The sequence below is a fragment of the Planctopirus hydrillae genome (assembly GCF_001707835.1).
In the GTDB taxonomy this organism is placed as follows: Bacteria; Planctomycetota; Planctomycetia; order Planctomycetales; family Planctomycetaceae; genus Planctopirus; species Planctopirus hydrillae.
This window is the reverse complement of record NZ_LYDR01000143.1, coordinates 1-10,600: the sequence shown is the minus strand read 5'-3', so window position 1 is coordinate 10,600 and position 10,600 is coordinate 1. Positions and strand designations below refer to the sequence as shown.

Annotated in this window: 9 protein-coding genes and 1 pseudogene; 3 read left to right on the top strand and 7 right to left on the bottom strand. The window is 55.8% G+C overall.

The genetic code is table 11. From position 1 onward, the window contains the following. The first annotated feature begins 5 nt into the window (after positions 1 to 5). Positions 6 to 584, top strand: a complete 579-nt coding sequence (locus A6X21_RS17120) for a paraquat-inducible protein A (RefSeq protein WP_068850253.1) — start codon at positions 6 to 8, stop codon at positions 582 to 584. Between the two features lie 1,505 nt (positions 585 to 2,089). After that, entirely contained in the window at positions 2,090 to 3,949 is a 1,860-nt protein-coding gene (locus A6X21_RS17115; protein ID WP_165603837.1) for a DUF927 domain-containing protein, read from the top strand. A gap of 529 nt (positions 3,950 to 4,478) precedes the next feature. On the opposite strand, the gene A6X21_RS17105 is transcribed toward A6X21_RS17115, so the two are convergent. Then, positions 4,479 to 5,351, bottom strand: a complete 873-nt coding sequence (locus A6X21_RS17105; protein WP_068850244.1) for a hypothetical protein — start codon at positions 5,349 to 5,351, stop codon at positions 4,479 to 4,481. 23 nt (positions 5,352 to 5,374) lie between these two features. Beyond that, positions 5,375 to 5,881, bottom strand: coding sequence for a hypothetical protein (locus A6X21_RS17100; protein ID WP_068850241.1), 507 nt, complete (start codon positions 5,879 to 5,881; stop codon positions 5,375 to 5,377). Positions 5,882 to 6,075: 194 nt separating this feature from the next. Here A6X21_RS17100 and A6X21_RS17095 point away from each other — a divergent pair, with 194 nt between their 5' ends. Further along, positions 6,076 to 6,591, top strand: a complete 516-nt coding sequence (locus A6X21_RS17095) for an REP-associated tyrosine transposase (RefSeq protein WP_068850237.1) — start codon at positions 6,076 to 6,078, stop codon at positions 6,589 to 6,591. Between the two features lie 533 nt (positions 6,592 to 7,124). Here the strand turns inward: A6X21_RS17095 and A6X21_RS17090 are convergent. The 5 genes and pseudogenes from A6X21_RS17090 to A6X21_RS17070 all read right to left on the bottom strand — a co-directional run. Beyond that, positions 7,125 to 7,460: a hypothetical protein gene (locus A6X21_RS17090; RefSeq protein WP_068850234.1), complete on the bottom strand. Its 336-nt coding sequence runs from the start codon at positions 7,458 to 7,460 to the stop codon at positions 7,125 to 7,127. 772 nt (positions 7,461 to 8,232) lie between these two features. Further along, positions 8,233 to 9,480, bottom strand: a complete 1,248-nt coding sequence (locus A6X21_RS17085) for a hypothetical protein (RefSeq protein ID WP_068850231.1) — start codon at positions 9,478 to 9,480, stop codon at positions 8,233 to 8,235. 138 nt (positions 9,481 to 9,618) lie between these two features. Beyond that, positions 9,619 to 9,771, bottom strand: coding sequence for a hypothetical protein (locus tag A6X21_RS24790; RefSeq protein WP_165603836.1), 153 nt, complete (start codon positions 9,769 to 9,771; stop codon positions 9,619 to 9,621). A gap of 123 nt (positions 9,772 to 9,894) precedes the next feature. After that, positions 9,895 to 10,146, bottom strand: coding sequence for a hypothetical protein (locus A6X21_RS17075; RefSeq protein ID WP_068850226.1), 252 nt, complete (start codon positions 10,144 to 10,146; stop codon positions 9,895 to 9,897). A 1-nt stretch (position 10,147) separates the two neighbouring features. Continuing rightward, positions 10,148 to 10,600 (bottom strand): annotated as a pseudogene (locus A6X21_RS17070) (hypothetical protein); the annotation flags it as partial.

The following is a 10,600-nucleotide window of genomic DNA, read 5'->3' as shown; positions in this document are numbered from 1 at the left end:
TCTTAGTGCCCAACTCCACTTGGCCCACTCGTCCGACGTTCAATGCGGATCATGTGCTACTGCTGACATACTTGTCGGCAGTTACTTTCGTGATCGGCGTGCTGGCTCCCATGGTCAGCCTGACTCCTCGTTTGGGAGACCCAACCCTGGAACAATTCGTGGGAATCGTTTCCGGAGAATCTTTCACACCTCGATCCCACTCACTCCTGGGAGGGATCCAATCGCTATTTGTTCATGGCGACATCTTGATGGGATTGATCCTGCTCGTCTTCTCACTCCTCTTTCCGCTGGGGAAATTGTTATTGCTGCTGGGACTGTGCCTCGAAGTCTTACCCCATCGAACTCATTTCATGAAGATCTTGTCGTTAATCGGAAAGTGGTCCTTACTGGATGTTGTCGTCATCGCCGTCCTCGTCGTCTCCTTCAAGACATTTCCTGGCGGCACTCGAATCACACCTCTCTGGGGAACATACGTCTTCACCGTTTCCATCGTGCTGAGTTTGTTGGCCGCCATGCTGATGCAAACGCTCGAAGAATCGACAATGGATAATCTCTCGCCGGCGTCAACACTTCACAGGCCGTGATGTCCAAGCGGTCCGCGATCTCTGGAAAGAACCAAAATAGACTGTCGTCGTTTCGTGGCGACAACAGGATGTCTGCAATTCTATTCGACAACACACCCAGCAAGTCTCTGAGTCAGTTGGATTTGCCGAATATTCAAACTTTCTTTGCCAGAACTTGCAGCAACCAGCGTCCCATCATCCCATCCACACACAAGGATGTCTTACACCCAATTTCTCGCTGATCCAGAAGTGTGACTCTTCATCAAAAGAGTCGCCTGGGCATTGAACCCTCTTTAAGTAATTCCATCTCATGGGGTTACATGATTCTGGAAGAGCTTCGGCCAAAAAAGTTTGGGTTTTCCGCGAACATTCCCCGCTTGCGGAACGTAACTCCCCTGGCGAACGAGACAACTCGTCTGGCGCTAGAAGTGCTCGGTGAGCGTCTCCCGCCTGTGTGCCACAAAGCTCACATGGTGAATCATTGGTCGCTTGTGGATCAGTGCACATCATCGTGAGAGCTAGGACATGAGATTGTCGTCCCTCATGTTTGAGTCTATTCCTGAGACGGCTAGAAAGTTTCCGAATCCCGACGGAGTGACTTGAAAGTGAGATGCGTTGTCTCACCCCTCTTGGAGGTCTCCGAACGGGGGAAGCTTCGTAAAGTTCCTTAGATAAACATGGAAAGAGTTGCATATTCTGAAACGTTAATGCTTCGAGCGTCCTGATTTAGTCCGTTGATAGCCGGGGTAGTACTCCGGACGGTGCCCCCAGATGAGAAGGCATCTAATCTAACCACTGCCGTCGTTTCCCGGCTCTGACCATCGGAAGGTCAACATTAATGGGCAAATCTGCCCGCATTCGTCCTGATAGTGGAAAGGATCTTTTCAATCAAACTCTTGATGCTTCTTAAATTTTGTGATCTCCCATATGAACCGTCTGGGACGGCGGTCTGTTCGAGATCAGGTTTGTCGATGGCCTATGGGCGATGGAAAGTACCTTTACCTCCCAAGGAGTTCTCGAAGATGATGAACCACCATGGTCTGAGGGGATCGGTGTCAATTCCCGCCGCGGAATAATGTATGTCTGATAACAGAAATCTCATTTGTGCCCAATCCCCTTCAACAACACTAGCGAGGAGACGAAAACCTGCAAAAATTTCGATTTCTTTTAATGGCCGCTCAGTTTCATTCGGTCTCGCTGAGCTATCAGATCCCAACTATCTGGACCATTTGATTGGACATTGTCCAGCCAACGTCAGGCCAATTGTCAATATGATGAACCTAACGAAGTTCAGAAAAGTTGAATTGGAGACTTTGATTCCGTGTTTGATGAAGTATTCACAGGTTCTATGGTGGAGTTTTCGAGCAGAATACAACTACCCCAAGTTGCTCATCGCCTTGGAGAGCTCACCTGTACTAGAACTCTCTGAACTCGCTGAGAAACGACTCGTATACGCCGCGAAGCTCATCATGGCGCTGACATCAGAGCTTTCTTGTCCCAACACTCGAGTTGGATCACTGCAAGTGATGCTTTCCAAGTTAGGCCTCGACATGCAGCCGCAATCTGAGCTGGAGGCAGAGTTGAAACAACTGCGGAAACGATTTCGTGGTCAAAGCCAGACATCGTTAGGTAGGTCGGGACTGTCGACGGTCTTCACTACCTTTCCCGGCAAGATTCCGCAGTTCATTCCCACCGGTTATACGGTGACAAGCGAAGGAGTCCACTTTGGTGACGAATTGGTCACTGCCACTCCGATTATGGTCCTGGCAGAAATTCAACCTCCGGACAGCAGTTCTTTCAGATGCCTTCGGCTGCTCATTCAAACGCGGGAGAAATCTCTGTGTCTCGATTTGGACAAGGTCGATGCCGTCGACCATCGAAAAGTCAAAGGCCTATTAGGCAAAGGGGTGCAGGTATTCCCAGAGAATGTTCAACTCTTGACGAACTACTTCACTCAAATCCTGCAGGACTTTGGCAACCAGTTACCGCGCATCCGACGAAGCAACCAAACCGGCTTCGTCGAGCATGAGGATTCAGTAACGCAAGGGACGGAACAGATGGGATTCCTCTACGGTCGGGAGTTCATCTCCACCGCAAAGGAACGCCCCTCTTGCCAAATGGACTCTGCGGAGTTGTCGTTCTCTGATACAAATGCCACTGACCTCCAAAAATCCTTCCAGACGGAAGGAACACTCGAAGGCTGGCTAAGCCTGATTCGCGACATTTCAGGTGATCCGGTGGTTCGTTTCATGACAGTGGCCAGCTTCGCTACGCCACTCCTGAGAATTCTTGATCAACCAGCTTTCCTATTCAGTCTGGCTTGCGAATCGGGGACTGGCAAAACAGCCGCACTGCAGATTGCTGCCTCGGCCTGGGGAAACCCCGCGGGCAAGAGCAGCTTGATTCGAAGCTTTCAGACGACTGAGAATGCACTCCTCAGCCGTGCGGTGGCTCAACGAGATCTTCCGATGTTCATTGACGAAACCACATTCGTCAGAAAGGCTGGCAAAGATCTGCTGGAGCGGCTCGTCTATTCTCTGGCCAATGGCACAGCGAGAGATCGGTTACGAAATGGAAGATTGCAGGCCGTCCAAACGATCGAGACGATCGCTTTTACGACAGGAGAGACGCCACTGTTAGACTTAGTTGAGCATCAAGGGGCGCTGCGGCGAGTTCTGGAATGCACTTGTCAACCGTTCGGTGATCGCTCACAGGAAACAGGGGTACGTGTTCTCCAGTTGCAACGTATGGCCAAGTCGAACTATGGACATGCAGGAAGAAAGTTCATTCGATTTCTGATCGAAAACCAGGACTCCTGGTCTCAATGGAAAATACTGTGGGACGAACTTTACGCCAAAGAACTTCATCAACTGCCGGGCCGCCATTCCTTGGAAGACCAACTTGCCAAGCACTTGGCCACGATAAGTGTGGCTAACCAACTGCTTCCACGGTGCTTTCCAGAGTTGAGATCCGCGTTGAAGGATGTGGTTCCCTCGATGCGAGCAGAGATTTACTCTTCTTTGAATCGAGTTGACAAGTTCGAGGCAGTCTTCGAGTCGCTCAAAATGAAGGCCGTTAACTTGGCGAGTTCTGCAGCTCAGAGCGGTGCAGAATCCACGTGGCACTACGACCGGAAAAAGAAACAGCTCTGGGTCAATCCGAACGAGTTTCAGGAATTCACAGACAAGAAGTTTCGACTCGACGCCAGCTCGGTTCTCCAAGCTTTCAAGCAGCGAGGATACTTGCATCAAGAACCCAAGGAAACCCAGAAGCCTGGTGGACGACTCGTCGTTCGAAAGAGATCGGGTGATGTGATCACTTGTTGGCACGTCATCTCGATTGGCAGCAAAGATCACGCAGCGGCCACCCAGAAGATTGCTGACTGACCCCTGCCCGGACTGCGGGAAGACCGCAACTGACAACATCAAAAGGCTGAATGACGGCTGTACGCCCACATGACGAGGCACAGCTTGACCTGAGAAAAACAGCCTCTGATCGTCCCCTGCTTGATGGTGACCACCATCATCAAGCAGGGGATTTTCTTAGGAAGTACCCCTTCTCGCTGCAGAAGTCGCGATGTCAGTTGCTGACGGTCCGAGATGCAGGAGGAGTGGCTCCAAAAGGTGTGCGCGCCGTGCGCGCGGAAAATGAAATGCTTTCAGCTCGATGATCGAACCTGCGAATTCGCACCAGGTTTTCAAGAACGCCGCACTTCTTGTCGATGCGCGCACGGCGCGCACACTGGTTCTTCAGCAGCGTCTCATGATCGGTTGATGGGAGTCGCGTCATGGGATTCTGCAATTGGAAAGTAGCCCATTGGTCCACAGGCGGGCTCATCTGCAATCACCGCCGCATTTCACTTGGAACTCGGAAACCGCCTCCAAGCTCAGTAATGCAACACGCCCTCCCCTGCCGTCACACCCGATACTGAAACGTCACTTCGAGCAGTTGCAGGACCACCAGCAGGGCGAAGTAGATGTTGGCTCGGCGGAGGGAGGTGGTCTGGGTCGCTCCCATCATGGCCAGAATACCACCAAAGCCCAGGACGGGGGCGATGGCGTAGGTTCCCAGGAGGAACAGCCACAGGAGCCCGTCGCGTGCCCAATTCAGCCGGTGGCCCCAGTGACTATCGGGGGTGGGGCACAGAAATACGAATGCCAGGGCTCCTTCGAGGATCACCCCACTCCAGGTCAGGAACAGGGCGAAGGAACGCACCCAGGGGCTGGAGAGCAAGCGGCCGCTGGTGATGGGTTGAGCGAGATCTGGCACTGAAGCGAGGATTGTGTCGACTAGTTGCCGGTTCGCCCGCAGGTCGGTCGCTGGGACACCCAGCAGGTGATGCACCTTCGCACTGAAGCGGTCGTCGGTGAGGAGTGTGTATTCGAAGAAGTCGCCGGAGAGATACTCGCCGCTCGACAGCTTCCAGCCAGTAGCAAACAGCGAGACCAACCCTAGCAATAGTCGGCTCTGCACGCGAAGGCAATCCCACTGCGCTGTGCCGGACAGGCTCAGTCCCAACGCCAGGGCCAGCGACCAATAAACAGCCAGATAGCGATGGTTGTCGGCGTAGGTCCAGTCGATGGCGATGCCCGCCCCCTGGAAGGCGGCCAGTGCCACCCAGAAGAGGGGTTCCCGCCGCACGTTCGCAAACAGGCAACCGGCAATAGCCGCCCCCCGCAGATAGAAGATCACATACCACGGTCCCGGCATCAGCAGTGCCAGCGACAGCAGTGTCCCCACCAGCAGCCGGTCGAGCCAGATGGTGCGGTGAGCGGCATCCTCGGCCATGTCTCCAACTTCGGGAAGCGGTCTCAAGGGAGCCTCCCATCGTATTGCAGGAGTGGCACGAGGCCCAGTTCCCGCGTCTCGGGATCCAGCCGCAGCCGCAGGACTTCGAGACGAACAGCGTTCGCCGTAAGACCCGTCATCGCGAGCTCTGCTTCACGATGGGTCGTGCTCACCTTCCAGCGAGCGTCCCGCAGGGCTTCGGCCAACGCTTCGGCGTGAGCCTTGGTCGGTTGCCGCGTGAGACGTTCCAGTGCGGGCCGGAGGGAACTTGGCAGTCGATCGACATCCACCGGCCACAAGATGGATGCGGGAAGGGTGGAAGCTGGGGTGGAACTGCCGGGCATGGGGTCGGCGGCACGAAGTTCCAGAGCCAGGCGGATGACACGAGCATCCGGGGCGTCGAGAGTGGAGAACATGCCGAAGCCGCCTCCCTTCCAGGGGGAAAGGCGAGTCTGTTTCACCAGCGCGAGCTGCGTAAAGGCAACCAGCAGCAAGAGGCCGGGAATCACCAGTGACAGCCAGCGGTGCATGGAATATCCCGACTTCAGGGTCGCCCCGGTTCAAATTCCGATTTCTACGTTCCAAAGGGTGGCACAGGTTGCCCGTCAGCGGGCTACCTGTGTGCCCCAGCACAAGAGGTTCATGCACGGGCGACGACTTCTATCACTTTTGGGGAGGCACAAAACACTTGCACCTCACCCATGCCCATTGAATGATTTCGTCTATGAAACATGAGCGGCGAATCATTGATAGTCAACTCTACGTGCATTTCATCACGTTCTCAATTGATCGACGCCGCAGGCAGCTGGATCATGACCATGCCCGGCGCATCTTTCTCGGCTGGTTAGGCGAGTGTCTCGAACAGTACGCGGCCAAGTGTGTCGGATTCGTATTGATGCCGGATCATGTGCATCTATTGATCTGGCTTCCCACGACCGGCCAACTCAGTCGGTTTGTCCATAGCCTCAAACGACGATCCAGCCTGGGGCTCCGCGAGTGGTATCGATCCGAGGCCGACCACTACGCATCGAAATTCGGCGAGGGCGAGCGATTCTGGCAGCCAAAGTACTTTGCCTTCGAAATTCATCAGCAGGCCAAACTCAAAGAGAAATTGACCTACATCCACGAGAATCCGGTTCGGGCAGGATTGGTGACCCGCGCGATCGATTGGAAGTGGAGTTCAGCCCGCTGGTACGTCATGGGCCGCACGGTGGGCGTGCCGATCGAATGGGTCGAGTGATGTTGAACTCGCGGCGGAAGACGGCAGGAACGGGCCGCCCCGTTTGATATCAGGGTCGCCCCGGTGGACTTATGGGTCGCCCCGGTTGAAATCAGGGTAGCCCCGGTTGAAATTCCGATTTCTACCGGGGTGGCGCAGCCACAGGAGGTTTTTCATGATCCTACACGATCCAGGAACCAGAACCTCTTGTGCCTAGCGGCACACAGGTAGCCCGCAGACGGGCAACCTGTGCTACACATCGACTTGAGAGTCGCCCCAGTTGACTTAAGGGCCGCCCTGGTTGACATCAGGGTCGCCCCGGTTGAAATTCCGATTTCTACCGGGGTGGCGCAGCCACAGGAGGTTCTTCATGATCCCACACGATCCAAGAACCAGTACCTCTTGTGCCTAGCGGCACACAGGTAGCCCGCAGACGGGCAACCTGTGCTACACATCTGAGAGTAAGAACGAAATCGCCCCGGCGAAGATCTGGGCTTCCACCGGGGCGGCATGTTTTCAAACTGGGGCGAATTCACGCCCAGCGGCGACTAAGATCAATCGCCGCGCCCACCACCACGTTCGCCTTTAATCAGTTCTGGATCGACAAGGGCGTCGCCCCTCCGTCCGCCGCCGTTTTCACCCTTGATCTCGCTGAAATCACCTTGGAGATCACCGCGCTTACCACCACGGCCTTCACCCTTGATATCACCGAAATCACCTTGGAGATCACCGCGCGTACCACCACGGCCTTCACCCTTGATCTCTTCGTTAACACCGGCTTCGGCAACGGCCGTGCGGCTGAAGGCTGATTTTGTCACGCTCACGACACCGGCGGCGGCCACCACGAGCACCGGCACAGCCACCATCCGCAGCCAAGTCGACTTCCGCATGACACTCTCCCTCAGAAATTTTTGCCTTCGACGTTGATCCGCTCACCATGGAGAACAGAAGTGATTCAACGGCGATTAGGAATGAAACCACAGATTCATCAATAGCTGAACAAACTATCGTCTGCGCCAGACACTGTCCACGACAGATTTGGTGAATTTTTGCCCAGTTCAAAAAGCTGAAGATATCTGCGAAGAACCACTCATGCACGCGTGGCCACATTCCCGGCTGGCTCCGGTTGAAATTCTGATTTCTACCGTGGTGGCAACGCCACACGAGGTTTTTCAAAGTGGCGCAAGATCCAGGAATCCCGAACCTATTTTGCCTTTGGCACACAGGTCGCCCGCGGACGGGCAACCTGTGCGACCCCGCTCATTAAATCAATCCACAGACTGCCAACACCACCAACCCACACACGACTCGCCGTGCCAACACCAGATCCTGAGCTGTCAGAGGCATCGTGTTGAGCAGGTTTCGAATCATGATCGGCTCCCTTGGTTGGCAACGCATTGACTCATAAGGCACCCCGCGTGCCATTCCTCGGCCTGACTCGTAATTATTCCACAACCCATTTCTTGTGAGGCACTTAACCATTCGAAGAGCGTGCGAGATGGCCCTATGATGTCACCTCAGACTGATTCCGACTGTCGTCAGAGTGAGTACGTAAGCGACCCACCCCACTGACAGCTAAAAAGAAACCCGCTCAGGCCGCAGAGAGATCCCTCTGCGGCCCGGCCAGGTTTGTCTGTGTGGTGGACGATCTGCTGCAGCGTTTTAAGCGATTGCCAGTTCTGCACGGCGGACGGGTAATCCCTGTGCTTGATCGAACACAGGGGCTCGATCCACGTCAGCCGGTTCCGGACCGGTGGTGATCACGTGATCGTCTCCCGGTTCGATCAAGCTGTCGGGGTCGAGTGGCATGAGGATGTAGATCCGCTGGTGCTGGTCCAGCCGGACCGGCGAGTCACTTTTGTGGAATGCCAGTTGTTGGAATCCCATTTCCAGGGCCGATACCAGGAACCGGGTTTCCAGGCAGACCCGGCCCGGCTGGCCATGGCGTGAGGAACGGGTCAGGCGGATTTCCGTGGCCCGGGGAGAGTGATTCGTGCGGCAACGGACGATCGGGACATCGCCCGTCAGATCGACTGTCAGCGGCTGATGCATGGTGGGCAAGCGGCTGGAACAGGTTTCGAGCATCCGGTGCAGCAGTTCCTCCAGCCGGGTGGCATCGAGCGGATGCAGTTCCAGCCGGGTGGTCTCTTCAGAGAGCGACGGCACCACACGATCCACCGCCGGGTAGTGGGACTCCGTGTTAAGCTTGAGCCCGGCTGTCCAGTGTCCCAGTTGCAGCACGAGATCGTGTTCTGTCCGGCCCATCCGCACGGTTTTGACTCGCTGGAACTCTGGAGCTTCGAGTAGATCCGTTCCCTGCACGAGGAGATCCTCAGGCCACGGGAGCTGAATGCCTCGGTGAAGCAAGAGTTTTCGGCTATTGGTCCCCGCCAGCTGCTGACGGGTGCCACTTAGCTGAACGCAGTTGAGGGCATACCGCGTGCTGGCGCTGTCTCGAACTGCCATCACCTGCCGCAAGGCACTCAGGAACTCTGGCGGACACGAGAAGTATTCCCGGGGATGCGGGAAGAGATGCTCGTCGGGGGCATCGAACACCGGAAACTCCCGCTCGACCGCGAATCCCGAAACAGACCAACTCGCCTTCACGACGTCCTGATCGATTTCCAGTGTGACGACCTCGGCATCGGGCCCCTGACATTCCCGCAGGAGTTCCGCCGAAACAGTGACGCGGGTGACAGGTTCTGAGGGTGTGCTGGAGCGGGATTCGTGAGAGCCAGGTTCGCGTTCCCAGACAACCCAGCAGTCTTTCGTGGTACAGAGAATTCGCAACTGGGATCCCACTTGTACCAGTGTGATAGGAGGTTGAATGCGGCGGGAGAAGTTGACCAGTCCCGCTTTACGAAGCACAGCCAATACCCGGCGAGCTTCGCCGCGTGTGAAGAGCAGCATGGAACACCTTTCGAGGAGGAATTTATGCAGGTTGAGAAACACAACAACCCGCCCCCATCGCGTCCGGGTGGGAGCGGGTCGTTTGGTAAGTGATTAAGTCGTCAGGGTTCAGCGGTTGCAGTGAGCAGCGATTGACAGTTAAAGGGCATCCCAGTCGAGGTAGAGATCCAGCAGTTCGTCGTCGGCCAGAGGTGGCGAAAGATCAATCAGTTCGAACCCCCGCTGGTGGATCACCGCGAGGTCGTCGCCCGTCGTTTCAGAAACAGCCCGTTCGAGTTCACGTCGAGTCATGAGGGAGAGGCTCCTTTCGAGAAGCAGTGTTGTTTCAGCCAACAAAAAAACTCCCCGTCCCTCACGCTGCCGAAACAGTGGTGAGAACCGGGGAGTGAAGAACAGTCTTTGAGAAGGAAGAATTCAGCGCTTCAGGAGGCGATGCTCCAGCAGCCAGTCGACTTCGGCCTGCAGGGCCTGGCTCCGCCGATCAAACGGCCCCAGCTTCGGCCCTTCCCGCAACTGAGCCCACCAGTGGCCCGTGCTGTCAGGTTCGACATCACTGGCCCGTTCGATCTGTAAGAGGCCCAGAGCTGCCAGATCGATCACTTCCGTGTAGAGGGTCGTCACCGAGCCATCGGGTTGAACCAGCAGGTCCGTGGTCAGCCGATCCATATCAGGCCTCCTCAGAAGATCGAGGACGAACGATCGACCGGCGTGGTCGATCAACAAGGAGTTGATCGAGCTGCGACTGAACCGCTCCCATCTGCCGGGAGAGCTGTTGCCGCAGGCTGGGCTGATCCCGCAGGGCTTGAGGCGACACCCCTTTCAGCAGTCCTTGGGCCTGCTCGACGAGCGTTTCGAGCTGGTCATGAGAACCGATTTGCAACTCCTTGAACCGTTGGAAGAACTCATGCAGCCTGGAAACCGCCGAATCCCGGAACACTTTGGGGGTTTGATCCCCACTGCCACTGATCCGTTCGCAGAGATGCGAAACCAGACTATTGAATTCATCCAGAAAGGCCGTTTCCGCCAATTGGATCGCTTCCTCGAACCGGGCCGAGACCCGAGCGCATTCCCGCTCATAAAGCTCGGGGGCAATCGACTGGAGGTGTTCGGGCGGGGCAAC

Bases quoted from the DNA above. Each gene is read 5' to 3' on its own strand.
- A6X21_RS17115 (WP_165603837.1), top strand. From the start codon at position 2,090: ATGCTTTCCAAGTTAGGCCTCGACATGCAGCCGCAATCTGAGCTGGAG.
- A6X21_RS17105 (WP_068850244.1), bottom strand. From the start codon at position 5,351: ATGGCCGAGGATGCCGCTCACCGCACCATCTGGCTCGACCGGCTGCTG.
- A6X21_RS17100 (WP_068850241.1), bottom strand. From the start codon at position 5,881: ATGCACCGCTGGCTGTCACTGGTGATTCCCGGCCTCTTGCTGCTGGTT.
- A6X21_RS17095 (WP_068850237.1), top strand. From the start codon at position 6,076: ATGAAACATGAGCGGCGAATCATTGATAGTCAACTCTACGTGCATTTC.
- A6X21_RS17090 (WP_068850234.1), bottom strand. From the start codon at position 7,460: ATGCGGAAGTCGACTTGGCTGCGGATGGTGGCTGTGCCGGTGCTCGTG.
- A6X21_RS17085 (WP_068850231.1), bottom strand. From the start codon at position 9,480: ATGCTGCTCTTCACACGCGGCGAAGCTCGCCGGGTATTGGCTGTGCTT.
- A6X21_RS24790 (WP_165603836.1), bottom strand. From the start codon at position 9,771: ATGACTCGACGTGAACTCGAACGGGCTGTTTCTGAAACGACGGGCGAC.
- A6X21_RS17075 (WP_068850226.1), bottom strand. From the start codon at position 10,146: ATGGATCGGCTGACCACGGACCTGCTGGTTCAACCCGATGGCTCGGTG.